Below are 25,963 nucleotides of genomic sequence, written 5' to 3'. Positions count from 1 at the left end.
GGGATTAAGGTAAGCTAGTTTAAGTACCTATCCGAGAATCTTGGTTATTACAATACCGAACCCGCTATCCACGATCCACAGCAACACGGCTACGATCGCTACAGCGACTAAAACCACTCCTGTATACGTCAAAAGCTGTTTACGGTCTGGCCAGTGTACTTTTTTAAGTTCACTCCATACTCCTTTGAAGTACTCTGTAGACTTCTCTCTTGTGCCAGGAGCATTCGTTTGCTTCTTAACTGCGCCCATCCAATCACATCCTTACAAGACTCTAAAAACCACCCTTACTAATAAACAATACTTGGCGGCTGCCTTAGTTGCGTTATGCGTCCACAAACTTATTCTTTCTTAATAGCCAACGCAGCCCGGCGTACAGACATTTAGGAAAAAGAAAAAATAATTGCCCAAACCTCAAGGCAAAAATTACTTAGTCTCCTTGTGAGCTGTGTGGGTCTTGCAAAACTTACAATACTTTTTGATCTCCAAACGATCCGGGTTGTTTTTCTTATTCTTAATAGAAGCATAATTCCGGTTTTTACATTCAGTACAAGCTAAAGTAATGCCAACACGCATTTACGAACACCTCCCTGGGCACAACTAAAAATCCGCATTCAATCCATGCTCATAATACATTATCACAAGTAAATTATCATGTCAAGAATTTGAAAAAAATAAGCCCTAGGCTTTGGCCTAGGGAATTATTGCTTTGGTTGCGGAGGCCGGATTTGAACCGACGACCTTCGGGTTATGAGCCCGACGAGCTACCGCTGCTCCACTCCGCGACGATAATCGATATTCGAGGTACGATATTCGAGGCACGATGTTCGATGATCGAACTCTCGTATTCCTCTTACTAAATTTTATTACTCAAAAATTCGCGTATCATTATTGTACTAATTGCAGCACTACAATCTTAATACAGAGCTAAGCCCCGTACCCCGATCCTCGCACCACGAACTTCGAGTATGGTGGGTAGGGATGGATTCGAACCACCGTACCTCTCGGAACAGATTTACAGTCTGCCGCCTTTAACCACTCGGCCACCTACCCAGATGCATCACTTATATAGTATATACCATCTTGGCGAAAAAGTATACAGTTATTTCCCCAAAATAAAAACCGACTTTAGAGTCGGCCATGATACTTTAATTAATTCTTAATTCAAAATTTCGATACCTGGTACTGATAAATCTCGGCATAAATAAAAACTCTTTTCTCAAGCCGTATCACTAGCCTGAACCTCGAACCTCAGAGCTTACTCATCCCGGCGTTCCAAGTAGCGTTCCAATTTCCTTTTAACCCTTTGGATAGCATTGTCAATAGATTTGACATGCCTATGTAGATCTACCGCTATTTCTTGATAGGACTTTCCTTCCAGATAAGCCATCAGGACTTTCCACTCTAAAGAACTAAGGATTTCACCCATCTTTTCTTCGATATCATCGAATTCTTCTTGACTGATGATCAGTTCTTCGGGGTCAGTTATCTTCGTTCCCGAAATCACATCCAGTAAGGTTCTATCCGAATCTTCGTCATAGATTGGCTTATTTAAGGACACATACGAATTCAATGGGATGTGCTTCTGCCTAGTAGCTGTCTTAATGGCTGTGATAATCTGCCGGGTAATGCACAGCTCCGCAAAAGCTCGGAATGAAGAGAGCTTATCACCACGGAAATCTCGAATCGCTTTGTAGAGCCCAATCATCCCTTCTTGGATAATATCTTCACGATCTGCCCCAATGAGGAAGTACGATCTTGCTTTTGCTCTAACAAAATTCTTGTACTTATTAATTAAGTACTCCTGTGCTTCGGCATCACCGTTTTTGGCCAGCTCTACGACTTCTTCATCCACAATGACTTCATTCGTGTCGCACTCTACCAACACTTCGACTTGGGCGTTAAGTGTCAAAGCGATCCCTCCCGTATCATGGTGATGAAGATGTTGCAATGGATATCGCACTTGTCCGCAAGAACATACTCATTATACCTTGGGAAATTCGGAAGCGTCAAGGCGAAGTTTTAGATGTTGTGTCGTCTCATGCACTCTACAAGCTGAGTTTAGGCTTTTTGGCTTAGGACTTTGTTGTATCAATTCTTAGAAACTTACCGAATCTTCCAAATATGGTTGATTCCTTATCATTATTCATATTAAACTAATGCCAAAGAATAAAGGAGGGATGAACGATGAGCAAATCATTTATTACACTTTGTTGCATTACATTCTTAGTCCTCTTACTCTCTGTGTTTGCAACTGCAAATGACATTGACCAAAGGGTCGGCAACCTTACCACGAAAAACGAAGTCATGGAGAAATTATATAAAGAATATAGTATCACTCCACCGAGTTATTATTCTCCTCCCGAAGCCGGCTTCATTAAAGAAATGCCTGCAACCTTAGCTCGATTTGAGAAAAGGATGCGTAAAGAGTATGAGTTATTCCGTAAACAAACAACAGGCTATGGTGAGATTGTATGGACCCCGATTAACAAATATATTCTTGAACCCAACCGCACTCCCCATAACATTGTCGAATCTTCAAATTCAAGCGTGATCGTTGTTGCTTTCCCACTTCATGCCTTACCGGCGCGGATAGAATTCAGCCCCATATTGCCCTAGAGTTCTTCGGGATTATTGATATGCCCCTCTTGTGGTAGGCAGTATAAATAATATAACTGTCAATTACAAGGAGGAGCTTTTTTCTGTCCCGCTTTGCGTTTCACTATTCCTTTAGAACCGTTATATCTATAGCCCTATCGTAGATTGCGTTGGCGGACAACTTCGTACAGTAAGATTGACCCGGCGACACTTGCATTCAAAGAATTGATCTTTCCTCTCATGGGGAGGCTCACTATTTCATCACAGGTCTCCTTGACCAAGCGGCTCAGTCCCTTACCTTCACTGCCTACCACGATGACTCTTGCCCCGGTAAGATCTGAGCGATAAACCTCTGTTCCCCCTGCTTCCGCTCCGGAGACCCAGCAACCGGCCTTTTGGAGATCTTTGAGAGTCTGGACCAGATTCCCTACCCGAGCCACCAAGACATGCTCCACAGCACCGGCCGAGGTCTTAGCCACAGTGGAGGTCAAAGAGACACTACGCCGCTTCGGGATAATGACCCCATGGACACCTGCCGCATCGGCGGTGCGAATGAGAGCTCCGAGATTATGAGGGTCTTCCACTTCATCCAGCACAAGGATGAAGGGGTCTTCACCTTTTTCTTTTGCTAGAGCGAGGATGTCGTCCACTTCGGCGTATTCACGGGGAGAGACATAAGCCAGCACCCCTTGATGCTTGGTTTTCTCAGTCAAGCGGTCCAGGGCGGCTTTATCTACGAATTGGAAAGGGATCTTTTGGCCACGGGCATGGCTGACCATGTCCTGGAAGCGACCGCCGGTACCTTCCGATTGGAAGAGGAGTTTGTTGACTGGTTTGCCGGACTGGAGAAGTTCCCAGACGGCATTACGGCCGTATACGATTTCATCGTTCATTAGTTGGGTCACCCTTTCGTTTGTCTACTTCTTCAACGCCTTGATCCGACCGCAGCTCATGGCTCCTTCGTGGCAGACTCCTTGGGTAACGCAGGTGGGGCCGGCTTGTCCAAAGACGTTGGGGGCCACTTCGCGAACTAGGTCCAGCATCTTTTCAGCCATTATGCGGATTTCCCATTGGGCACGCATGCAAGTTCTATGTTCGAAGAAGTTCATTAATGATCTGGCATTAAAGGTGGCCATTAAGGAAGTAGTGCAGGCATTAGGTAAGATATAGCGAGCATCTTCGGCAGGGGCTACTTCCAGTAAGGCCTGGTATTCCTCTTGCAGGTTGGCCATAATCCGCTCAAACCGCTCTAAGGCTTGAGGGTTGCGGCGAATGCTCGGGGGTGTGACGAACTCAAACCCTGCTTCTTTCACATAACGCTGGGAGCGTTGGGAGTAACTGGCGATCCGATGGCGGACCAGTTGGTGGGACAAGGCACGGGACACACCATCGATGGAGAATTGAAAGCTCACATGCTCAAAGGGCGAAAGATGCCCCATGGAGCGGAGTTTTTGCACAAAGCCGGCTGCCCTTTCATCGTCCAATCTTTCCAGCAGCTCGGGAACCGGATCTGGCGAATAGCATAAGCGAGCAGCCGCCGCAATAACCTTTTCCGGGTCCGGAGTGTATTGAATCAGTTCAACATTCACTTATCTTCCCCCCTATTTTCCTCTCTAGCAGTCAATATCAAACTGTGCCATGTTAGGAGCCTCCTCATCGTGAGTCTCTTCCTCCACCGGGAACTCGCCATTAACCTTTTCATCTTCTTCATTCGGGATAAATCCTTCTACCTGATTAAAGGCCCAGAACATCCGCTCCCGATTATCTGTTAATTGCCAATAGCCCACTAGGGCCTCAAAGGCTGTGGCATGGCGATAGGTCACCACATCAGTGCTTTTAGGATGACCACCTTTGGCGTTTCTCCCTCGATGAACCACAGAGGTTTCCTGCTCATCTAAGTCCGGGAGGAGGTGATGAAGGAGCTTAGCTTGGGTCCCGGCGCGGACATATTGGGTGGCGAGGTGGTGAAGCTCCTTAACCTTTACATGACCTAAACTTAAGAGATGAGTCCTGACCCATAGTTCATAGACCGCATCTCCTAAATAGGCTAGGGTAAGGGCATTCATCTCTTGCCATGATCTCGGCATAGGTTCGGACAGAATACCCTACCTCCTTTCAAAACTTTACTAACTTTTATCTAAGCTCTTTAAGTAACCTTTAACAAAATGCCTTTTTCTTCACTCACCAAACTTGTCAATTTTTCAGAGTCCACCGGGCACCTTGGGGAGTATCCTCAAGGATAACCCCTAAGTCTTTCAGGCGGTCCCGGATAAGATCGGACATTTCCCAATCCTTCTTTTCGCGGGCGATGGCCCGTACTTCCAGAAGCAATTCCATGACTTCTTTCAGTTTTTCATTAGACCCTTCCCCATTTTGGGCAGGGTTAGCAAAGTCAAAACCCAGCACATCCCCTAATTCCCAAAGGGTAGCTCTAGCTTTAAGCAGGCTCGCTGAGCTGTAAGGATAAGCTTGGACATGGGCATTGATGGCTTTTCCCAGTTCAAAAAGACCGGCATAAGCCAGGGCTGAGTTAAAATCATCGTCCATGGCACTTTCGAATTCTCTTCCAGCTTCTTCCGCCGCGTTCTTAAGCTTGTCCTCAGCCGCCTCATTAGCGGCCTTTTGACCTTGGCGGCCTAGGGCTTCATCAGCTAAGCGGATACTGGTTTGGAGCCTTTCCAGGCCTTTTTGCGCCATCCGCAGGTTCTCATCATCAAAGTCCAGGGGGCTGCGATAATGGGTACCTAAGAGGTAGAAACGGATCACTTCGCCGGGAAAATGCTCCAAAATTTCCCGGACGGTAAAAAAGTTGCCTAAGGACTTCGACATTTTTTGCTGATTCACAGTTAAGAAGGCATTATGCATCCAATAGCGGGCAAAGGTCCCGCCGTGGAGATAGCCTTCCGATTGGGCGATTTCATTTTCATGGTGAGGGAAAACCAGATCCCCACCGCCACCATGAATATCGAAGCCGGCCCCCAGGTATTTCAGGGACATGGCGGTGCATTCAATATGCCAGCCGGGGCGACCTTTTCCCCAGGGGCTTTCCCAGAAAGGCTCTCCGGGTTTGGCACTTTTCCATAGGGCAAAATCCATGGGATGGCGTTTGCGTTCCCCCACTTCCACCCGAGCCCCAGCCTGCATATCCTCAAGAGTTCGGCCGGAAAGCTTACCGTAAGTGGGGAGCTTATCCACTGCGAAGTAAACATCCCCTTCAACAGCATAGGCTAGTTCCGATTCCTCCAAACCCTTAATAATTTCGATCATCTCCGGAATGTGATCAGTGGCTTTGGGGTGAATGGTTGCCGGCATGAGGTTAAGGGCCTTCGCATCCGCAAAGTACTCCTCAATATATTTTTGTGCTAATTCCAGGGGATCCATACCCTCTTCATGGCCCCGCTGAATGATTTTATCGTCAATATCGGTAAAATTTTGAACAAAAGTTACATCATAGCCTTTATAAAGAAGATAACGACGGATCATATCAAAAACAACCAACATCCGTCCATTTCCCACATGAAAGTAGTTGTACACCGTTGGCCCGCAGGTGTACATGGCCACCTTGCCTTCCTCCCGAGGCTTAAATTCCTCTTTTTGGTGGCTCATAGTGTTGTAGAGTCGCAAAGACATGGGCTTAGCTCTCCTTTTCCTTTAATTTTTTCTCCAAGCTTTCAATTCGGTCTGTCAGATACTGAAGCATTTCTTGAACGGGATCCGGCATTTCTTCTACCCTGATCTCCTTATTACATACTGATTTTGTGACCACTTGCAGCTCCTTAATGGGAACCCCATGCCGGGCCACTACTTTTCCCGGCACACCCACCACCGTAGTGTTGCTGGGCACAGGCTTGTTCACTACCGAGCCTGCTCCAATCTTAACATTATCGCCGATTTTAATCGAACCCAATATTTTAGCCCCTGAACCGATAAATACATTATTCCCAATTGTCGGGTGTCTTTTTCCTTTTTCTTTACCGGTCCCGCCTAAAGTTACACCTTGGTAAATGGTCACATTATCCCCCACCTCAGCCGTTTCCCCGATGACCACGCCCATACCGTGATCAATAAAGAGACCCTGGCCGATTTTCGCACCGGGATGGATCTCGATTCCGGTAAAAAACCGGGAGACTTGAGAAATGAGCCGGGGAAGTAAAATCAGCTTCTTTTTGTATAAATAATGAGCAAGCCGATGGGCAATAAGGGCATGAAGACCCGGGTAACAAAGGATAACTTCCACCATGCTTTTGGCCGCCGGATCTCTGTCAAAAATCACCTTAATATCCTGCTTTACTTGGCGAAACACATATATCACCTTCATCAAAATAATAGAAAAAACGGAAACCTATCGTCCAGAGACGAAGATTTCCGCGGTTCCACTCTGTTTGAACAGTTTCCTGTTCCACTTAAAGCCTTAACGCAGCCCTACGGAAGAATGCCCATTCTTCGCTCGCTCCGGGGTGCACTTCAAAAGTTCCTTTGGGATGGCTTCCACCTTATCCATCCTCTCTAGGCAAAGAATTCTTTCTACTCTTCCCTTCATCACGTTCAATCTCAATATGCTTGCAGTAGTCGCAAGTTTTAGCACAGAAAAATAATCTCGATTGCATTATATGCAACTAAGGTTCATGTTGTTAGTATAAAAAATCTGCTGAATCCTGTCAACATAGGAGACTTCCATGGGTGCTTTAGCACCTATGCAGTCTAGTTGACACGTCCGGGCTCAGGTGGCCAAATATTTTTTGCTTCCCTCTAAACGACTGAGGACGTTATCCAGACCCAAGAGAGGTACAAGATCGTAAAGCTCGGGTCCATGCATTTGCCCGGTCAAAGCAATTCGGATAGGCATAAAGACTTGTTTACCACCTAGCTTCAGTTCCTTAGTGATTTGCTTAAACAAAGGCTTTACCGAATCTACGGTAATAGCATCCAGTCCCTTTAGTTTTTCCACGAAAAGATCGAGAACTGCCGGAACTTGCTCCCCTTGCAGGATTTCCAGAGCTTCGCCTTCCGGCACCATAGCTTCTCCGCCTTGGAAGTAATGGACAAAATCCTTGACTTGCGCCAAGTAAGATAGATGGTTAATAATCGCCTGGACATAATGAGTTACCCAAGCCCGCTCCTGCTGAGCAAGCTCTCCCTGGGGAATCGCGCCGACCTCTTGAAGATAAGGTATAGCCAAATCCGTCAGACGGTCCGGGTCTGCCTTTTTAATATAATGCGCATTCATGTAGTTTAATTTATTGAGGTCAAAAACAGCAGGACTCTTGGAGACCCGATCCAAGGAGAAGGCTTGAGCCATTTCCTCAAGGGTAAAGAACTCTTCCTCCCCGGCGGGAGACCAACCCATGAGAGCAATAAAGTTCACCACAGCCTCAGGCAAATACCCCTTGGCCTGATAATCGATCACAGCAGTATCCCCATCCCGCTTGCTCATTTTTTTTCCTTCAGTATTAAGAATCAAGGAAATATGAGCAAATTCAGGAGCAGACAATCCCAAAGCCTGATAAATCAACGCCTGGCGAGGGGTATTGGAAAGGTGCTCTTCCCCGCGAATAACATGGGTAACGTTCATAGTAGTATCATCTATGACCACGGCAAAATTATAGGTTGGAATGCCATCGGATTTGACGATTACATAATCACCGATGCCGTCGCTGTCAAAAATCACTTCTCCCCGCACTTGATCATTAATGATGATTTGTTGACCCTCGGGCACCCGGAAACGAACCACCGGCTTGCGACCTTCCGCTTCGTAACGTTTACGTTCTTCCTCCGTCAAATTGCGGCATTTACCAAGGTAGCGCGGGGTCTCTCCTTTAGCGATCAAATCCTGACGCTCCTGCTCCAGCTCCTCTTCCGAGCAGTAACAATAATAGGCATCACCACCGGCCAAGAGCTTATCGGTATATTCCTGATAAAGAGCCAGGCGTTCCGTTTGCCGATAAGGGCCGTTATCGCCGCCTACCTCGATTCCTTCATCCCATTGAATATTAAGCCAGCGCAAGGCTTCTAAGATATTATGTTCAGACTCCCGGCTGGAACGCTCCAGATCCGTATCCTCACTGCGCACGATAAACACCCCGTTTTCCTTACGGGCCAGCAGGTAGTTAAAGAGGGCCGACCGAGCCCCGCCAATATGTAAGGGACCGGTTGGGCTGGGGGCAAAACGAACTTTTAGCATAAGGATCCTCCTAGAATTAATTTAGCTGATCAATATTTCATTCGGTTTGTGTGTAAGATAACTGTGAGATTGTTGGGGTCAAGATACTTCGCTGGTGCTCAGTTTGACCATATTTTGAGGACAAGGAACCTGTCCCACCCGTCGGTATATATTATTCGTTCTTTCTAAACAAGCATACGATTACTTGGGAGCTTATTCCTTCTTCGCGGCCTTCAAAGCCCAACTTTTCCGTAGTTGTGGCCTTAACAGATACATTTTCCAAGGTAGTTTTGAGGGTAAAGGCCAATTTTTCCCGCATTTGCGGTATGTAAGCAGCCAATTTAGGGCGTTGGGCAGCGATTATACAATCCAAATTACCCAATTGGTATCCACGTTCTTCCACTAGGGTCATCACATGTTCCAGAAGCTTAATACTGGAAGCCCCCCGATACCGCTCATCTGTATCAGGGAAATGTTTCCCCAGATCTCCTAGAGCCAAGGCCCCCAACAAAGCATCCATAATGGCATGAGTTAAGACATCCGCGTCCGAATGGCCTAAAAGGCCTTTTTCGTGGAGAATCTCGATCCCCCCCAATATCAGTGGACGTCCTTCCACCAGAGCATGAACATCATAGCCAATCCCTACTCTAAGCATAATTATTTCTCCTTTAAATTAACTGGCGTTTGCCGAGGATGGATTCAGCTAGGTCCAGATCTTCAGGGGTGGTTATTTTGATGTTTGCCATTGAGCCCGGCAGGGTTTGGACCGGGTAACCCAGCCATTCCACTAAGGCGGCGTCATCTGTTGCCAAATAGCCTGCCTCTATGGCTTTAAGATGTGCTTCCTCAAGTAAAGCACGGTCAAAAACCTGAGGAGTCTGCACAGCCCGCAAGGTTTCCCGAGGAGGGGTCTCGAGGACTCTGCCTTGAGAATCCACCTTTTTGATGGTATCCTTTACCGGAACAACCATGATGGCAGCCCTAAATTTTTCCGCCTCTGTAAAAAACCGGTTTAGTTCAGAGCACGTCAAAAGGGGGCGAGCCCCGTCATGGACCGCCACCCTTTTGATCAATGGGCTAAGAGCTTTTACCCCTGCAAATACTGATTCTTGTCGTTCTTTACCACCTAGGGTAACTGCGGAAACCTTTCGCAATCCATCTGTCTGAACCAAGTCCCTGATTCGTTCCAGTTCCCCTTGGGAGCCGACAATGATGATCTCGGCCACGTAATCAGATTGCTCGAAAAGAGCAAGGGTGTGGGCGAGAATCGGACGACCCCCTAAGGTCAGGAATTGCTTGTTGATTGAGGCTCCCATGCGTTTTCCTCGGCCTGCAGCAGGGATTACCACACCCAACTTAACCAAGGACATTCACCTCATTCGTCGCTGACAGGCCAACCGACTTTTTTTCGGCAAGTGCTTTCGGCTTTGCAAAAATCATTCGTCCGGCAGCAGTCTGCAAAACACTGGTTACTAATACGGTAATGGTTTGTCCCATATAACGACGGCCGGTATCCACCACAATCATCGTGCCATCATCAAGATAAGCAATACCTTGACCTAGTTCCTTGCCTTCTTTCATTACCTGTACTTCCATTTCTTCACCGGGAAGAACAATAGGCTTAATGGCATTGGCCAATTCGTTAATATTAAGAACCTTAACCCCTTGCAGTTCCGCCACTTTATTCAGGTTATAATCATTAGTAAGAATCGGCGAATCAAGATTTTGCCCTAACCGGACTAATTTACTGTCCACTTCGGCAATATCGTCAAAGTCCACTTCCATGATCTCCACACTGTTATTCAACTTTTCTTTGGAAATTTGATTTAAGATATCCAAACCTCGCCGGCCCCGATTGCGTTTTAAAAGATCAGAAGAATCGGCAATATGCTGCAACTCTTCGAGGACAAAGGTCGGAATCAAAAGTGTCCCTTCCAAAAACCCGGTCTGCACGATGTCGGCTATCCGTCCATCGATAATCACACTGGTATCCAGAATTTTATAATTGGGCTGAGCGGCAGCCACTGAGGCCCCGTCCTTACTCTTAGTTTTATCACCTTTCTCTCCTTTCAATTTAGGGAGAAAAGTGAAAAAACCAAATATTTCTTCTCTACGCTTAACACCCATAATCAGGCCTAAGTAACCAAAAGAAACACTTAAAATAATGGAGACAGCAGAACCGATAATCGGAATCGCTCTTACGGCGTCACTTAATAAACTAGCAATTATAAGTCCGATAATAACCCCAATTGCTCCACCGATCAAATCGTGTGTAGGAACCTTGGTCATGCGAGTATCGAGCCAAGACATAGTCCCAAGAAAAACTCGAATGCTGACCGGAGCAATCAGAAAACCAATAGCTGCAAAAACAGCTACCATCGCTACATAAGTCCAAATCGGGGAAAACTCCCACCCTAAGGATTGAAGCAGATTGAGCCTTAAGAGAATAACGTCCAAATAAAATCCTAAAGCCCCAAATAATATGGTGATGATACCGCGTACAATGTTGCGAATCATCATTTCACCTCCTTTATAATTATATTTTGGCTGAAACCATTTTCCATTATACTCCTTATTCCCAGTTATTTTCAATTCGAAATTTTAGGCAAGAAGTCCCTTTATTCGCTCATCCATCTCCTCTGCCTGGATACCTTCTGCAAGGATCAATTCACTGACGAGAATCTGATAGGCATTATCATACATCTTTTTCTCCCCAGTAGAAAGACCCTTCTCCCGGTCCCGCTGAAATAGACTACGTACCACCTCCGCAACAGAATATATATCCCCACTCTTGATCCGATCCAGATTAGCCCGGTATCTCCTATTCCAAGCTAAAGTAGGCAAGGTGCTTTCATTTTCTAATATTTCAAAGACCCGAGGAACCTCCTCAGGCGAAATCACTCCCCGAATGCCCAACTGAGTAACATTGTTCAAGGGTATATAGACCTTCATATTCCCTACAGGGATATTCATGACATAGTATTGATGAAATTCTCCCAAAACTTCCCTCTCTTCGATAGACTCAATCACACCCGCACCATGCATAGGGTACACCACTTTATCACCAATATCGAACATTCCGATCCCCCCTTATATTTCATTATAACAATAATTGAATTGGGGGTCAAAAATTTTTTAATTATATCATAGACAAGCTATTCTGTCAATTTCATTTTCCTGTTTCCTGTCTTGCAAGGAAGCGACCATCAGAGATAGTCCTCAGGGAGGCACTCTATTTTTTCCGATGACTACCGGTCGTATGGCTCTGACGGTGACGCTGAGGTAACGGCTGACTCGGGCACGGCGTGGAGAGCTCTTCTAAGCTTCAGCCGGAGTAAGCACTCCTTTTAGGTATACTCCGTCTCAAGCTAAGAATCACTTGATCTGTCAAGTCTGTAGAAAATTGACAACGCACCTGTCACCTCGCTATAATTAAGATGTCAGAAAGGAGTGAGGAAAACTCAATGGAAAATCTCACAGACCGCTATCAAGCTCACGTTCAATCCCTTTTAATTCGCCACCAAAGCATTTTGGACATTCTGACCAAAAGCCAAGAAGCCTCCGCTCGCGTGAATCGGGCCGTAGTGAAGACCGTAACCAATTGCGGCTGCCAAGGTATCGATGCCCATAAGAAGCCCTTGCCGGAAGAAGCGGGTTTGAGTGACTTAAAGAATTTGCTAGACAGCCAATTGGACGGCAAGCTTTGCGAAAATTGCAAGGATATTATAGAAACCGAACTCGGTAAGCAGCTTTTTTACATAGCCGCCTTGGCAAATACCTTGGGTATTTCTCTAAATGAAGTAATTGAAAAGGAAGAAAACCGGCTCTCCACCTTGACCATCTTCAACCTCACCTAAGCGAGAAACGACACAGGAGTCGTTCCCTACAAATATTCCGACTCAAACCCATCCCTGATCCTTTGGCACCAGCATGAAATTTCAGTTAGACATTCAAGCCGTTACTTGTGGAGTACGGCTTTTTTATTTTGAAGGACCTTCCTTTGCCGCCTCTACTCGCCATGCTTCACCGATGCTCAGGATGACATAATTTCTGAAACAAGGGACCTGTCCCCTTGTTTCACCCTAGTTTCAAAACATTACTTGTACCGCTTCTTCCACTGTCCGGACCGGAATAAGCGTAAAATTTCCCGGGGGCTTTACAGATGCGGCATTGACTTGGGGAATGATACAGCCCTCAAAACCAAGCTTCATAGCCTCTTTCACCCGGTTCTCAATCTGAGAAATCCCGCGGACCTCGCCGGTGAGTCCCACTTCCCCAATCAGGGCATAGCGCTTCAGAGGGCATTCCCGCATACTGGAGGCAATAGCGGCAATACAAGCCAGATCCACCCCCGGTTCGTCGATGCGAATACCACCGGCAATATTGATAAATACGTCCTGGGCTCCAAGATGAAAACCTACTTTTTTATCCAGAACGGCCAAAAGCATCAGCACCCGATTGAAATCAATTCCCGTAGTAGTTCGCCGCGGCGGTCCATAAGCAGTGGGAGTGACTAATGCCTGAATCTCTACCAGCATAGGCCGGGACCCTTCCATGACTACCGCCACGGTCGAGCCGGGGGCAGTGGCGGAATTCTCTCCTAAAAAGACTCGGGAAGGGTTAGTCACCTCCACCAAGCCATCTTCATGCATCTCAAAAACCCCGATTTCATTGGTGGAGCCAAAGCGATTCTTTACGGCCCGCAGCAACCGGTACACATGATGCCGGTCCCCTTCAAAATAAAGGACCGTATCCACAATATGTTCAAGGACTCTAGGTCCGGCAATGGCACCTTCCTTGGTCACATGGCCCACCAAAAAAATAGGGATCTCTTCTTCTTTGGCAAACCGCATTAAAAAGGCCGCACCCTCCCGGACTTGGCTGACACTGCCCGCCGCTGCTTGAAGCTCTTCTAAAACCATGGTCTGAATGGAATCCACGATTAATAAAGCCGGTCGCATAGCCACAGCCAAATCCCGAACAACCTCCAAACGAGTCTCCGTTAAAATATGCAAACGGGATTCTTTAATCCCTAAACGCTCTGCCCGCAGCTTGATCTGCTTTTCCGATTCCTCTCCGGAAATATAGAGCACATCCATGGTCTTAGCCAACAAACCCGCCGTCTGCAATAAGAGGGTAGACTTGCCAATTCCCGGTTCTCCCCCTAAAAGGACAAAAGAACCCGGTACAACGCCTCCTCCTAAAACTCTATCCAGCTCCTGACTTCCGGAACTAACCCGCTCCTCCTCCCGGATCTGAATCTCGGTCAAAGGGGTTGCTTTGACTCCCGAGAGTGTGCGCTTGCTCGTCGAACGCTCCAGGACCTCTTCCACCAAAGTATTCCATTCCCCACAGCCCGGACATTTTCCGAACCAGCGAGCACTTTCTTGACCACAGGCTTGGCAGAAAAACCGCGTCTTCACCTTTGCCAACAAACTCCCCCCTTTCAAGGGTTATTCTAAATATATTTTTTTACTTATTGTTTGTCCATTTATTCACCAATGCACCGGACATTTATAACCTACCTTTAACCACTATACGAAAATCCCCCGGCATTTTAGTGGTTTGAAAGAGAAATAAAATCTGGGCTAACCCGAAGGTTAGCCCATTAATTATAACATAGCTCCGTAGAGTTCCCAAACAAGACTCAGGCTTGAGCCTTCTTACTCTTCCGTGCCTTTACCTTGCTGAATTTCATCTTATTCTCGACCGCTTCCACCTTGATCTTATCACCGGCTTTGAATTCTCCAAGGAGAATCTTTTCGGAGAGATTATCTTCGATCAAGCGTTGGATAGCACGGCGGAGGGGTCGGGCACCGAAAGTGGGATCATTGCCTTCCTTAGCAATCAGCTCCAAGGCACTCTTTTCCACTTGCAGGTCGTAGCCTTGTTCAGCTAAACGTTTGCTGACCTGTTTCATCAAGATCTCAGTGATCTTCATAAGGCCTTCGGTTTGGAGAGCGTGGAAGACAACGATTTCATCAACCCGGTTGAGGAATTCCGGACGGAAGGTCTTTTTCAAATCCTCCATTACCCGGGAACTCATATTCTTATGCTCGGTATCGGCATCCCGGCGGGAAGCAAAGCCCAAAGCTTCCTTCTTCATGAAAGAGGCACCTACGTTGGAGGTCATGATAATCACGGCATTGCGGAAGTCCACGGTTCTTCCCTTGGTATCGGTAAGACGTCCATCCTCCAGCACTTGCAACAAGATATTAAAGACCTCCGGGTGAGCCTTTTCGATCTCATCCAGGAGTACGACGCTGTAAGGCTTACGGCGTACTGCTTCAGTGAGCTGGCCGCCTTCATCATGACCGACATATCCGGGGGGTGCTCCCACCAGACGGGAGACGGCATGTTTCTCCATATACTCAGACATATCGATGCGAATCATCGCATCTTCATCCCCAAATAAGGCTTCAGCCAAGGCCCTTGCCAACTCGGTTTTCCCTACCCCTGTGGGACCAAGGAAGATGAAGGAGCCTACTGGACGCTTGGGGTCCTTCAGCCCGGCCCTGGCCCGACGCACGGCCCGGGATACCGCTTTCACTGCATCCTCTTGCCCCACTACCCGTTCGTGAAGGGTATCCTCCAAGTGCAGGAGTCGCTCGCTTTCTTCCTCAGCCAGTTTCTTCACCGGGATACCCGTCCAGCTAGCCACGATCTGGGCAATATCATCTGCTGTTACCTGGCTTTGATGAACATCCCGCTTGCTTTCCCAGTTATTGCGCAGCTCCGCCAACTCTTGGCGCAGTTTATGCTCTTCATCGCGGATTTTCGCCGCTTTTTCGAATTCCTGACTTAGTACGGCGGCGTCTTTTTCATTTTTGAGAGCCTCGATCTTTTCTTCTAAAGACTTAAGATCCGGCGGAGCAGTAAAAGCCGCCAGACGTACTCGGGAAGCCGCCTCATCCATTAAGTCGATAGCCTTATCCGGAAGGAAACGGTCGGAGATATAGCGATCGGACATCTTTACCGCCGCTTCCACAGCTTCGTCGGTGATTCTGGTCCGATGATGGGCTTCATAACGGTCTCTTAGCCCATAGAGAATCTGAACGGCTTGTTCAATGGTAGGCTCGCCTACCGTAATCGGTTGGAACCGGCGTTCCAGCGCCGGATCTTTTTCGATATATTTTCGATATTCATCCAAAGTGGTGGCTCCGATGCATTGGAGTTCTCCTCTAGCCAAGGCGGGTTTGAGAATATTGGCTGCGTCAATGGCTCCTTCGGCAGCCCCGGCGCCAATAAGGGTATGAAGTTCATCGATAAAAACGATGATATTTCCATCCACCCGAATCTCTTCCATAACCTTTTTCAGCCGCTCTTCAAACTCTCCGCGGTATTTACTGCCGGCTACCACTGCGGAAAGATCGAGGGTGACCACACGTTTGCCGGCCAGGGTCTCCGGCACTTTGTTATTGACGATCCGCTGGGCCAAGCCTTCGGCGATGGCGGTTTTTCCTACTCCCGGCTCGCCGATAAGAACAGGGTTATTTTTGGTACGACGGCTTAAGACCTGAACTACCCGTTCAATCTCATCTTCCCGTCCCACCACCGGATCCAGCTTACCATCCCGAGCTTGCAAGGTCAGATCGCGGCCGAATTCATTCAAGGCGGGAGTATTAGAAGAACCGGCACTCTTAGGGATACCATTGCCGGATGAGTTATTAGGCATAGGCAGCTCATCCGGCTGGCCACCCAAAAGCTGAACTACTTGCTTCCAGATCTTGTCCGGGCTTACATTGAGATTGTGAAGGACCCGGGCAGCTACCCCTTCTCCCTCCATTAACAGGCCGAGCAGAAGATGTTCGGTACCGATATAGCTTACCCCATGGCGGCGAGCCTCTTCGTTAGCTAACTCCAAAACCCGTTTAACCCGAGGGGTGAGGTTGACTTCCCCTGTATAGGGCTGGCCGATGCCGGTTAAATTACCGATTTGTTCCCGGATTTTTTCCGGCGTCACCCCAATTCCCATCAGGGATTTGGAGGCGATTCCTTCTCCTTCCGCCACTAAACCCAGGAGGAGATGTTCTGTACCAATAACATTAGAGCCCATTCTCTTAGCTTCTTCCGTGGCAAATTGCAGGGCTTTAACTGCTTTCTCCGTAAACTTTTCATTCATCGTGATTTTCACCTTCCTTATTCTTTCACTTCACTCATGGCTTTGCGGACAAAATTGGCCCGCTCTTCATCCCGTTGTTCCGGGCTTAGCTCCTGCTCAAGAACATATTGCAAAGAGGCCGGCAGGGTATCCACCAGCAAGGTGGTAAAGCTCCGTTGATGAGGAGGCAGTATTCCCATATCCACTCCCAACCGGTCCAAAGATAGATTTTGGAGGGCATCTTCCGAGCTTAAAAGCCGGGCATTCGCCAGGATTCCCCGGGCCCGCCAGACTTTGTCTTCCAGTGCCAACTTGGCCTCCCTAGCCAAACCCTCTCGGGCATGTACTTCTTGCTCGATGATCTGACGGGTCACCGCTTCCAGATGGGTAATGGTATCCTCCTCACTCTTACCCAGGGTAATCTGATTAGATACTTGATAGATATGCCCGAAGGCTTGGGAACCTTCCCCATATAACCCCCGCACTGCTAAGCCCAGATGATTTAGGACCCCCAGCAATTGCTGGACACGGTTGGTCATGACTAAGGCCGGCATGTGCACCATAACTGAGGCACGCATCCCTGTTCCCACATTAGTAGGGCAAGAAGTTAAATACCCTTGAGCCTCCCGATAAGCAAAATCCAAACACTCCTCCAACTCATCGTCCATATTACCGGCTAATAGATAGGCATCTTTTAACTGGTCCCCCGGCAGTAGAACTTGAATTCTCAAGTGGTCCTCTTCATTGACCATCACTGAGACCCGATGATTCGGGTTAATCGCTACTCCCCGTGACCCCCGGGAATTAACGAGAGCCGGACTGATTAAGTGTTTTTCAAGCAGAACGTATTGCTCAATGGGAGTTAAATCCTTCATGGAATAATAGGTCAGCTTTTCCCCGTCGATGGCAATGGACCTCAGTTGAGCGGCCACCCTTTCCTCAACCTCCTGGGAAGCTTCCGCGGAAAGGCCTAGAGGAAAAGGAACCCCTTCCAAGTTGCGAGCCAAACGAATCCGGCTGCTCAAGACCACGGGAGTATCCGGTCTTTCCTTCATCCATTCACTATGGCGAAGTAAATGTTCTTTCCTCTGCATGTCTTTATCCCCCTAGCTTCTGCTCGAGTTCCCGAATTTGATCCCGAACCACTGCCGCTGCTTCGAATTCCTCGTTGCGAATGTGCCCTTGAAGCTTTTCTTTGAGCTTTTCAATCTCAACTTTCTCCCGGATCACCGCTCCTTTACGAGCGGGAATCTTACCGACATGCCTTCCTCCCCCATGAATCTTGCGCAAAATCGGCTCCAGTTCCGCTTGGAATTTATCATAACAGCCACTGCAACCCAGTTTTCCCGCCTTAGTGATCTCGGAAAGCCGGCGTCCACATTGAGGGCAGGTTTCTTCCTTTAAGGCCTGAGGATTCGTAAAATTAAAAAGCGACTGTAAAAAATCAGGTAAAATCCCCGGGTTAAACACAAGGCTCATCTCCGGGGTGCTCTTTGCGCAATGATCACATAGATAAAATTTGACCATCTCACCATTGACGATCTTGGTGAATTGAACGTTGGCTTCTCGCTGCTGGCAATGTTGGCAGAGCATGGTTTTTCCCTCCCCTTCCTATCACTGCAAATCCTCACGGCTTAAGGTCAGAAGGACTCGTTTCATCATATGGGCTCTTAGACTATTAGTAGTGGGATTTTCCGCTCCCAAAGCATCCCTGCTTAGAACCGTACGAATAATCTCTTCTTCACGCCGGGTGATTAAGCCATCTTCCCGGAGACGCTGGAGAAGATTAAAGGCCCGGTTCTCGGTTACTTGGTTACCGATAAGCTGCCTCATTATATTCTGAAAATCCCCTTCGTCGTTAAAGCCCAAGCGGACAATCCGCAAATATCCACCGCCTCCTCGGCGACTTTCCACCAAATACCCCCGCTCTACAGAAAAACGGGTTTCCAGAACATAATTAATCTGAGATGGAGCACATGAGAATTCCTCAGCTAGAACGCCCCGTTGCAATATTATATAACCTTCCGTCGATTGCTCAAGAATCTGCTTTAAATAACGCTCGATGCGATCTGCAAGATTTCCCACTTGGCGACACTCCTCTTAACTATGACATTCTTTGACTTTATGACCTTCTTTGACCTTTGATTCTATTTTACTCTAAAATGTTTCTTTTGCAAATACTTTAGGAATTATTTATAGTTTTTCCTGTTATACAAATAAAAAAACTCCGTTTTCGCCATTAAGCAAAAACGAAGTATATCCAAGTTCCAAAGACGATGCAGGCCATAAGGGATAATAACACATAGACCTTGGTTCCCGATAAAGGGGGTATGTCATTTTCTTCCTCATTCTCCTGGGGGCGGTTATCACCTTCTTGGGAGTCCTTTGGAGAACAATTGCCTTTATTCGAGAAATCCCGAGACGAGCTGTCCTTTCGGCGAAAGTCCCCGCCTTTTAATTCTTCAAGTTCTTCGGGCTTCCAACTTTTCCACTTATCTTCTTGTACTTTTTTCGATATGTCGAGTGGTTTTCGCAAGGAGCTTTGCTGCCGGGATAATATGTCGTCCCATTGAATTGTTCCTTTTAATAAATAGTCAATCTCCTGAGATGTTAAACGAATTTCTTTTTCCTTCATGTCCTACGCTCCTGTTGCTGGGATGTCTTAATCACTCGTCTTCGTAAAACCTTTGGTTTTTGGTCTTACACATTTTGGTATTCGCTATAAAATAGTAAAACCCTGCCGCAAGGAGCAGGGCTTAAGACCTATTTTAACTGAGAACTTTATACCATTTTTGCTATGGTTCAACATTTCTTATTACTAGTCTTACAAAATCCTTTTCGTTGAGGATCTATGCTCATAAATTCTTTATATAACAATTTTAAGGAAATAATCTTCATTCTTAATAGACTTACTTTACAAGAAGAACCGGACAAGGTGATTTTTGTAGGACACGCTGACTGACGCTTCCGAGGACCGACCCGGTAATGGGGCCATAACCATGACTGCCGATCACCACTAAGTCAATATTGTCGATTTTGATCTGATCAAGGATTTTCGTTGCGGGGTGACCCATGTGCAGTACGGTCCGGATAGGAACACTCTCTGTAGAGATATCCGCCGTGGTATCTTGCAAAACCAGTTGGCCGTTGTTAACAATCTCTTCTTCGGATATGGTGTACCTATAGGATAAAGTATATCCCCAAAGTGTTTCCGGGTTAAAAACAACGTGAATTAAGATTATTTCTGCTTGAAAACGCTTGGCCAGCTCGAGGGCAGCTTTGAAAGCCCTTACGGAGTATTCTGAACCATCGGTAGGAACAAGGATTTTTTTATACATAAAGTTCCCTCCTTTTTTGGAAGATTCTCAATTTGTGAAAATCTTCTCCTTGCCTTAATTTTACGTAGTTTTATCTTAAAATGCAACTTATAATAGAGCTTTGGAATTACATTTGCAGCATTAATAATTAATACTCCTTTTAAAATTTTAGAAGAGACAAATAAAAAGAGATTTATTAGATGTAGAAAGAAGTGGAGAAATTGCAGTCGTCTATGAAAAACTTTTCCTATGGCTGGAGCAGTTGGAGTATCTTAGTCCTGGCCTTTATTACGGTCTTTTTTCATCGTCTCTCCGTTGGTTCCGTGGCTGATGAGCTGACCCGGGAAATTCCTATGAATTCGGTGACCCTAGGCAACCTTACCGCTATGAACTATTATGCCTACGCCCTCATGCAAGTTCCGGTGGGAATCTTAGTCGATCGCATCGGGGTCCGCAAAATCAACTTCTGCGGACTATTGATTACTGCGGCCGGAAGTATTCTCTTTGGTCTTGCCCATAGCTTGGAAGCCGCCTACCTTTCCCGCTTTCTAGTAGGAATCGGTTCCTCCGTAATTATCGTCTCCATTTTTAAGATACAAGCCACCTGGTTTCCTCTCTCCCGTTTTTCCACTCTTTCCGGACTTACTTCCTTCTTTGGCAACTTTGGCTCTCTTTTAGCCCTTTACCCTTTAACTTTCCTATCCTTAACCTTCGGTTGGCGTAATGTCTTCTACTGGATGGCCGGGGTGTCCCTGGCACTTGCCTTGCTGGTTCTTTGGGGAGTGCGGGATGCCAAACCGGCCAAATGCAAAGGCACAGAAGCCGGGACCATTGCAAGGAAATCCGGCACATCGTCCCAAGAGGCAGCCGCTTCTTCCGAAGCACCTCTTTCCTTTGCGACCTTCTTTAAAGAAAGCCTGTCCAGTGTCCTCAAAAATACTAAAACCTGGCCTAATATCCTTATCCTCTTTGCCTTTACCGGTTCCAGCACTACTTTACTGGGACTCTGGGGAATTCCCCTGATTACCCAGATCTACGGTCTGGATAAAACTACTGCTGCGGGATATGTGACTTTTGCCACCTTCGGCTTTATTATTGGCGCTCCTTTGGTCTCTCTTTGGGTCCGTTTGCTAAAAGGCATCCGTCCCGCCCTTTTAGCCGGAACCGGCCTTAACCTCTTGCTCTGGATTTACATTACGGTCATTGCCGGTGGTCGCCCACCTGTTCAGCTTTGGCCCGCAATTTTCTTTCTGTTTGGAATTCTAATCATGACGCACATACTGGCTTTTTCCAATGTTACCGCCGTCAATTCCTTAAGCTATAGCGGAATCGCTACGGCCGTCACCAATATGGCGGAATTCATCGGCAGTTCCCTAGCCAGCTTAACCATCGGTCTGATCTTGGACCACAGTGGCAATGCCGGTATAGCTTGGTGGGTTATCCTCTGTATGGCTGCCTTAGGCTTCCTTGCCGTTCTCCTGATGCGGGAACCCGAGGGGACCGCGGGGGTAAGTTAAGTGAAGTGGCTAAACAATAAAAAGGACGTTTCGCCGGCACTACTGTACCAAACGAAACGTCCTTATGGCCTGCTACCTTGCTGTCTACCCTTAACATCATAAGTTACCTGATGATGTCCAGGACTCGCTATGAGTGATTTGCTAAATCTTACTCAGTGGGATTCCCACCCACTATATGGTGCACCCTTGCGTGGCGCGCGACCTGTCCCCTTTAACTCAATAGACTTCCGGCAGGGGCTTGAAGTAGCCCTGTGGATGTTGGCAAGCCGGGCAAAGGTCAGGCGCATTACTGCCTTCATGAACATAGCCACAGTTCTCACATTTCCACTGGATCCTTTCATCCTTTTTATAAAGGGTACCCTTCTCCAGGTCGGCAGCCAATCGTGCATAACGGTCTTCATGATGACCTTCGACAGAAGCAATCTTGCGGAAAGCCACTGCAATATCCTTATATCCTTCTTCGTCGGCAATATGAGCAAATTGGGCATAAACTTCTACTTCTTCACCTTCCCCAGCTGCTGCGGACTTGAGATTAGCTAGGGTATCCCGAAGATTCAGTGGGTACTCGCCATCGACATGGAACCCTTCCACTTGGTCGCCGGCATACTTTTGCAAGAATTTATAAAAGACTTTTGCATGCTCTTTTTCGTTGTCGGCGGTGGAAAGGAAGATCTGCTGAATTGCCTGGTGACCTTCGTTTTTGGCGATACCGGCATAAAAGGTGTAACGGTTACGAGCCTGCGACTCCCCGGCAAAAGCATTGACTAGGTTTTGAAACGTTTTAGAATCTTTGAAATCCATCTAAGCTCAACCTCCCTATTTCTTCTTTTGGTCTTATACCAAGTTTTGGTTGTCCCGTTGTCCCTATGCTGTTCAAATATCCCTAGTTATTTTCTTCGTTTACCCTGATATATCCTTCCTTAATAATATCTTTTTCTTAATAATTATTGTTTTTATTTAGCGGTTTAAAGTTTTATTACCCGCCTATTTTTCCATTGTTTTTAGTACTTAGAAATGATAACTTTATAAAAGTGATGTTTATTACTGAACTAACCTTCAGTGGTGGTTGAAGCCCCCTCTGAAGGAAGTCTCGTTCAAACATACTAGGAAGAGGTAGACCTTGCAATGAACATTCAGCTTATTAATAGACTTAATATTCCGCGCCCAATTCTTATCCTGGTCATCGGCGGCTTTGTCCATTCCGTGGGTAACTCCTTCATGTGGCCTTTGAACAGCATTTTTATTCATGATATTCTTGGCCGTTCCTTAACCATAGCGGGTGCTCTTATTTCTGCTCAGGCTTTAGCTACTTTGGTGGGACAATTCATCAGCGGGGTCATGGCGGATCGCTTTGGCTCCCGCCTGGTCATGATCTATGGCTTGATTGGAGCTATTATTCCCTTAACCCTTATCGGCATATTCCCCATTTGGGAAGTTTATGTTCCATGCATTCTTTTTTTCGGCTTTGCCATCGCCTTTATCTTTGTTCCTCTGAATACCTTAATTTTCACCCTGTGGCCGGAGGGCGGACGCCGCGGCTTTAACCTTCTTTATGTTTTCAATAACGCCGGAGTAGCGGTAGGGACTGCTATGGGCGGTTTCATTGCCGCCATCTCTTTTAAACTGGTCTTTCTGCTTAACGGCTTTTCCTTTTTCATTTACCTTTTGATGGTGCTCTTTCTTTTGCCGGCTAAGGATATGGTGGTAAAGACCTCTACCACCGCCAAACCTAAAATAAAAGTACCAATCTTTCGCGACAAGGGTTTCCCTGTCCTCATTGCTCTTGCCGCGGGAATTTTTCTGATGTGGGGTGCCTATATCCAAGTCAACACAGTGCTGCCCGTAACCATGACCGAATTAGGGTATTCCTTTCCCCAATACAGCATTCTCTGGACCCTCAACGGTATTATCATCGTCACCTTTCAGCCGGTCATTAGCTGGATTATCCGCCATTGGGCTCCTACCCTCTCCCGTCAATTCTATGTGTCTTGCCTGTTCTATGCGCTCGGCTTCGCCATTCTCTTAGCTAACCTCCCCTATCCCACCTATTTCTTGATGATGCTCATCCTTACCTTAGGGGAAATGCTGGTCCTTCCCGGTGTTCCGGCAGCAGCTGCTTTGATCGCTCCCGAGGGAAAAACCGGAACCTATCAAGGAGTGGTAGCCGGAGCTTCCTCCGGCGGCCGTGCCCTCGGTCCTATCTTGGGGGGATATGCCTTTGACCATTATGGCGGACAAACGGCTTGGGCCTTCGCCCTTGCTTTTGTGATCTTGGCAGTACTTCCCTTCTATCTCTATCAACGCCGGGAAAGAACTTTTAGCCAAAGAATTGAAATTAATGAGCCTGCTAGCTAGCTCTGAAACAGTTAACGTCCGGTGAGAATTTTCATCCATCAATAGTCCGCCCTGGCTGCATGAAAGTCTTATAAACGATACACACTCTTAGAGAATACAAAAAAGAGTTTAGGAAATAAAAAAGGATGACTAATTATGCCGCTACCTATAAATAATTATCTGTTCTGCCCCCAATGTGGTAAACCCCTGCAAAGCATCGAATTCTCCGGTCAACTCCATCCTCACTGCGCCGATTGTTCCTTTGTCTTCTGGGGAAATTTCTCCCTCGGTGTGGGTGGAGTGGTCTGGCGGGGGGAAAAAGTCCTCTTAGTTCAACGTGCTTATAACCCCGGCAAAGGAGTCTGGACTATCCCGGGAGGGTATGTGGATCAAGAGGAAAAAATCGCCGATGCCATCGTCCGCGAAATCCAGGAGGAAACAGGAATCGACACCAAGCCCCTTTCCGTCATCGCTGTGCGTGATCGCCCCGGGGAAAAACATGATACCTATGTGGTCTTCCTCCTTGAATACCTGGGGGGAGAACTGACAGCAGAGCCGGAAGAGGTAAGCGATCTCGGCTTTTTCACCCTGGAAGAATGTGCTTCCCTCCCTATTGCGGAGCTTAGCCTTAGTGTTATTAGAGCCTCTCGCTCTTTGAACACGACTAAGGCTGCAAAGGCCGGTTTTTACCCTAAGTCGGGGATTAAAATGGTGGGCGGCCCAAGTTCTGTTTTATATCAAATTTTAGAAAATCAAGGTTAAACGCCTAAGCCCGGGCTAAGGAATAGCTCGGACTAGATTAATGCAAAAAAGCAGCATGCCCCAATAAACTCGGGCCATGCTGCTTATCTTTTTTCTATCACTTTTAAGCGACTGTTAGGATTACTCTCTACCTCCGTAAAGGGTCTTTAATTCTTCTTCTTTCATAGTAAAGCTATGGGCATCATCAGGAAAAATCTTGTTTCTCACTTCATCCACATAACCTTTCAAACCCTTGAGCATGAGTTCATCAGCATTAACATAAGCCTTGACAAACTTGGGAGCTCGATTTACTCCATAAGTAAGAATGTCATGATAAACAAGGACTTGTCCGTCTGTATGGACTCCCGCTCCTATACCAATCGTGGGAATGGATAGAGAAGCGGTGATTTCCTGAGCGAGCTGCTTGGGAATACATTCAAGCACTAGCGCAAAGGCTCCAGCCTCCTGGCACTCCTGCACATCATTCAGCATTTTTCTGGCAGCTTCAACATCTTTACCCTGCACTTTAAAACCACCGAGAACCGCAGCCGATTGGGGTGTAAGCCCCAAATGTGATACAACCGGTATCCCGGCTTTTACAAGGGCTTTGATATGGGGGATTACTTCTTCTGCCCCCTCCACTTTCACAGCCTGGGCACCTGTTTCCTGAATGAGCCTTGCTCCATTTATTAATGTATCCCTGATTGAAAGATGATAGCTCATAAAGGGCATATCCACAACCATAAACGTTTGGGGAGCACCGCGCTTCGCGGCCTTAGCGTGATGAAGCATATCCTCCATTGTCACATAGACTGTAGAATCATAGCCCAGCACCACATTACCCAGGGAATCCCCCACCAAAATCATATCCGCCCCTGCTTGTTCAGCTTGTCTGGCTGAGGGATAGTCATAGGCCGTAACCATGACAATCTTTTTACCCTCTCTTTTCATTTCCGAGAAATCTTTAGTGGTTTTCATTGCTTTCTTTTCCTCCTTTTTTCAGGAGAGAAGACAAAACAGGCACTGAATAATACAAAAAAGTCCCCCCTAGCCAGAAGGAACTTATAAAACCCAGTACTGTTTTATCCCTCTGTCCCGGTCCGTATTGGATACAGGCAGTATAAATGGAAGGTTTTTACGAAAGGTGCAGTTCATAAGATACTGCCCAAGGTTAATTATAGCAGGTCCTATTCTACTT

The 25,963-nt window shown here is 47.0% G+C and carries 27 protein-coding genes, 2 tRNA genes and 1 other annotated feature; of the genes, 5 read left to right on the top strand and 24 right to left on the bottom strand.

Annotated elements, in window-relative coordinates; all coding sequences use genetic code 11:
- Positions 1 to 27: 27 nt before the first annotated feature.
- From secE to sigH, 5 genes are all read right to left on the bottom strand, one after another.
- Positions 28 to 249, bottom strand: a complete 222-nt coding sequence (gene secE, locus AC1U9U_RS01620; protein ID WP_479958801.1) for a preprotein translocase subunit SecE — start codon at positions 247 to 249, stop codon at positions 28 to 30.
- Positions 250 to 423: 174 nt separating this feature from the next.
- Entirely contained in the window at positions 424 to 573 is a 150-nt protein-coding gene (gene rpmG / locus AC1U9U_RS01615; RefSeq protein ID WP_479958800.1) for a 50S ribosomal protein L33, read from the bottom strand.
- A gap of 134 nt (positions 574 to 707) precedes the next feature.
- Positions 708 to 782 (bottom strand) — tRNA-Met (locus tag AC1U9U_RS01610).
- Between the two features lie 184 nt (positions 783 to 966).
- A tRNA-Tyr gene (locus AC1U9U_RS01605) sits at positions 967 to 1,050 on the bottom strand.
- Positions 1,051 to 1,255: 205 nt separating this feature from the next.
- Entirely contained in the window at positions 1,256 to 1,909 is a 654-nt protein-coding gene (gene sigH, locus AC1U9U_RS01600) for an RNA polymerase sporulation sigma factor SigH (protein WP_479958799.1), read from the bottom strand.
- A gap of 275 nt (positions 1,910 to 2,184) precedes the next feature.
- Between sigH and AC1U9U_RS01595 the strand changes: the two genes are divergently transcribed.
- Positions 2,185 to 2,616: a hypothetical protein gene (locus AC1U9U_RS01595; protein WP_479958798.1), complete on the top strand. Its 432-nt coding sequence runs from the start codon at positions 2,185 to 2,187 to the stop codon at positions 2,614 to 2,616.
- 134 nt (positions 2,617 to 2,750) lie between these two features.
- Here the strand turns inward: AC1U9U_RS01595 and rlmB are convergent, their stop codons facing one another.
- The 10 genes from rlmB to AC1U9U_RS01545 all read right to left on the bottom strand — a co-directional run bounded on the left by rlmB (position 2,751) and on the right by AC1U9U_RS01545 (position 11,833).
- On the bottom strand, positions 2,751 to 3,488 hold the full coding sequence (rlmB, locus tag AC1U9U_RS01590) for a 23S rRNA (guanosine(2251)-2'-O)-methyltransferase RlmB (RefSeq protein WP_479958797.1): 738 nt from the start codon (positions 3,486 to 3,488) through the stop codon (positions 2,751 to 2,753).
- Between the two features lie 24 nt (positions 3,489 to 3,512).
- Entirely contained in the window at positions 3,513 to 4,184 is a 672-nt protein-coding gene (thyX, locus tag AC1U9U_RS01585) for an FAD-dependent thymidylate synthase (RefSeq protein WP_479958796.1), read from the bottom strand.
- 24 nt (positions 4,185 to 4,208) lie between these two features.
- Entirely contained in the window at positions 4,209 to 4,682 is a 474-nt protein-coding gene (locus AC1U9U_RS01580; protein WP_479958795.1) for a Mini-ribonuclease 3, read from the bottom strand.
- A gap of 106 nt (positions 4,683 to 4,788) precedes the next feature.
- Complete coding sequence (cysS, locus tag AC1U9U_RS01575; protein ID WP_479958794.1) at positions 4,789 to 6,225, bottom strand: cysteine--tRNA ligase; 1,437 nt, start codon at positions 6,223 to 6,225, stop codon at positions 4,789 to 4,791.
- Between the two features lie 4 nt (positions 6,226 to 6,229).
- The gene (gene cysE / locus AC1U9U_RS01570; protein WP_479958793.1) at positions 6,230 to 6,913 is read right to left on the bottom strand and encodes a serine O-acetyltransferase; all 684 of its coding nucleotides are present in this window, start codon (positions 6,911 to 6,913) and stop codon (positions 6,230 to 6,232) included.
- 30 nt (positions 6,914 to 6,943) lie between these two features.
- Positions 6,944 to 7,144 (bottom strand) — a binding site (T-box leader).
- Positions 7,145 to 7,315: 171 nt separating this feature from the next.
- Positions 7,316 to 8,776, bottom strand: coding sequence for a glutamate--tRNA ligase (gltX, locus tag AC1U9U_RS01565; protein ID WP_479958792.1), 1,461 nt, complete (start codon positions 8,774 to 8,776; stop codon positions 7,316 to 7,318).
- Between the two features lie 151 nt (positions 8,777 to 8,927).
- Entirely contained in the window at positions 8,928 to 9,410 is a 483-nt protein-coding gene (gene ispF, locus AC1U9U_RS01560) for a 2-C-methyl-D-erythritol 2,4-cyclodiphosphate synthase (protein ID WP_479958791.1), read from the bottom strand.
- A gap of 13 nt (positions 9,411 to 9,423) precedes the next feature.
- Positions 9,424 to 10,119, bottom strand: a complete 696-nt coding sequence (ispD, locus tag AC1U9U_RS01555; RefSeq protein WP_479958829.1) for a 2-C-methyl-D-erythritol 4-phosphate cytidylyltransferase — start codon at positions 10,117 to 10,119, stop codon at positions 9,424 to 9,426.
- Positions 10,112 to 11,272 (bottom strand): PIN/TRAM domain-containing protein, encoded by a 1,161-nt coding sequence (locus AC1U9U_RS01550; RefSeq protein ID WP_479958790.1) that lies wholly within the window; start codon positions 11,270 to 11,272, stop codon positions 10,112 to 10,114. Before AC1U9U_RS01550 ends, ispD begins: the two co-directional genes overlap by 8 nt.
- A gap of 84 nt (positions 11,273 to 11,356) precedes the next feature.
- Complete coding sequence (locus AC1U9U_RS01545) at positions 11,357 to 11,833, bottom strand: CarD family transcriptional regulator (protein ID WP_479958789.1); 477 nt, start codon at positions 11,831 to 11,833, stop codon at positions 11,357 to 11,359.
- Between the two features lie 386 nt (positions 11,834 to 12,219).
- Between AC1U9U_RS01545 and AC1U9U_RS01540 the strand changes: the two genes are divergently transcribed.
- Complete coding sequence (locus AC1U9U_RS01540; protein WP_479958788.1) at positions 12,220 to 12,612, top strand: nucleoside triphosphate pyrophosphohydrolase family protein; 393 nt, start codon at positions 12,220 to 12,222, stop codon at positions 12,610 to 12,612.
- Between the two features lie 231 nt (positions 12,613 to 12,843).
- On the opposite strand, the gene radA is transcribed toward AC1U9U_RS01540, so the two are convergent.
- From radA to AC1U9U_RS01505, 7 genes are all read right to left on the bottom strand, one after another.
- On the bottom strand, positions 12,844 to 14,187 hold the full coding sequence (gene radA, locus AC1U9U_RS01535) for a DNA repair protein RadA (RefSeq protein WP_479958787.1): 1,344 nt from the start codon (positions 14,185 to 14,187) through the stop codon (positions 12,844 to 12,846).
- 215 nt (positions 14,188 to 14,402) lie between these two features.
- On the bottom strand, positions 14,403 to 16,877 hold the full coding sequence (locus tag AC1U9U_RS01530) for an ATP-dependent Clp protease ATP-binding subunit (RefSeq protein ID WP_479958786.1): 2,475 nt from the start codon (positions 16,875 to 16,877) through the stop codon (positions 14,403 to 14,405).
- A 17-nt stretch (positions 16,878 to 16,894) separates the two neighbouring features.
- Complete coding sequence (locus AC1U9U_RS01525; RefSeq protein WP_479958785.1) at positions 16,895 to 17,950, bottom strand: protein arginine kinase; 1,056 nt, start codon at positions 17,948 to 17,950, stop codon at positions 16,895 to 16,897.
- A gap of 4 nt (positions 17,951 to 17,954) precedes the next feature.
- On the bottom strand, positions 17,955 to 18,449 hold the full coding sequence (locus AC1U9U_RS01520) for a UvrB/UvrC motif-containing protein (protein WP_479958784.1): 495 nt from the start codon (positions 18,447 to 18,449) through the stop codon (positions 17,955 to 17,957).
- Positions 18,450 to 18,470: 21 nt separating this feature from the next.
- The gene (locus tag AC1U9U_RS01515; RefSeq protein ID WP_479958783.1) at positions 18,471 to 18,941 is read right to left on the bottom strand and encodes a CtsR family transcriptional regulator; all 471 of its coding nucleotides are present in this window, start codon (positions 18,939 to 18,941) and stop codon (positions 18,471 to 18,473) included.
- 154 nt (positions 18,942 to 19,095) lie between these two features.
- On the bottom strand, positions 19,096 to 19,491 hold the full coding sequence (locus AC1U9U_RS01510; RefSeq protein WP_479958782.1) for a hypothetical protein: 396 nt from the start codon (positions 19,489 to 19,491) through the stop codon (positions 19,096 to 19,098).
- A gap of 274 nt (positions 19,492 to 19,765) precedes the next feature.
- Positions 19,766 to 20,194 carry a universal stress protein gene (locus AC1U9U_RS01505; RefSeq protein ID WP_479958781.1) on the bottom strand — a complete coding sequence of 143 codons (429 nt, stop codon included), beginning with the start codon at positions 20,192 to 20,194 and terminating at the stop codon, positions 19,766 to 19,768.
- Positions 20,195 to 20,406: 212 nt separating this feature from the next.
- Between AC1U9U_RS01505 and AC1U9U_RS01500 the strand changes: the two genes are divergently transcribed.
- Entirely contained in the window at positions 20,407 to 21,690 is a 1,284-nt protein-coding gene (locus AC1U9U_RS01500; protein WP_479958780.1) for an MFS transporter, read from the top strand.
- A 216-nt stretch (positions 21,691 to 21,906) separates the two neighbouring features.
- On the opposite strand, the gene rbr is transcribed toward AC1U9U_RS01500, so the two are convergent.
- Complete coding sequence (gene rbr / locus AC1U9U_RS01495) at positions 21,907 to 22,491, bottom strand: rubrerythrin (RefSeq protein WP_479958779.1); 585 nt, start codon at positions 22,489 to 22,491, stop codon at positions 21,907 to 21,909.
- A 324-nt stretch (positions 22,492 to 22,815) separates the two neighbouring features.
- Here rbr and AC1U9U_RS01490 point away from each other — a divergent pair, with 324 nt between their 5' ends.
- Positions 22,816 to 24,045 carry an MFS transporter gene (locus AC1U9U_RS01490; protein WP_479958778.1) on the top strand — a complete coding sequence of 410 codons (1,230 nt, stop codon included), beginning with the start codon at positions 22,816 to 22,818 and terminating at the stop codon, positions 24,043 to 24,045.
- 135 nt (positions 24,046 to 24,180) lie between these two features.
- The gene (locus tag AC1U9U_RS01485) at positions 24,181 to 24,786 is read left to right on the top strand and encodes an NUDIX hydrolase (RefSeq protein WP_479958777.1); all 606 of its coding nucleotides are present in this window, start codon (positions 24,181 to 24,183) and stop codon (positions 24,784 to 24,786) included.
- A gap of 120 nt (positions 24,787 to 24,906) precedes the next feature.
- Here AC1U9U_RS01485 and panB read toward each other — a convergent pair whose 3' ends face one another.
- Positions 24,907 to 25,743, bottom strand: a complete 837-nt coding sequence (gene panB / locus AC1U9U_RS01480; protein ID WP_479958776.1) for a 3-methyl-2-oxobutanoate hydroxymethyltransferase — start codon at positions 25,741 to 25,743, stop codon at positions 24,907 to 24,909.
- Positions 25,744 to 25,963 lie beyond the last annotated feature (220 nt).

The sequence above is a fragment of the Desulfitobacterium sp. genome, from assembly GCF_982384815.1.
Note: the sequence above shows the minus strand (reverse complement) of the source record. Positions and strands in the feature narration are given on the sequence as shown.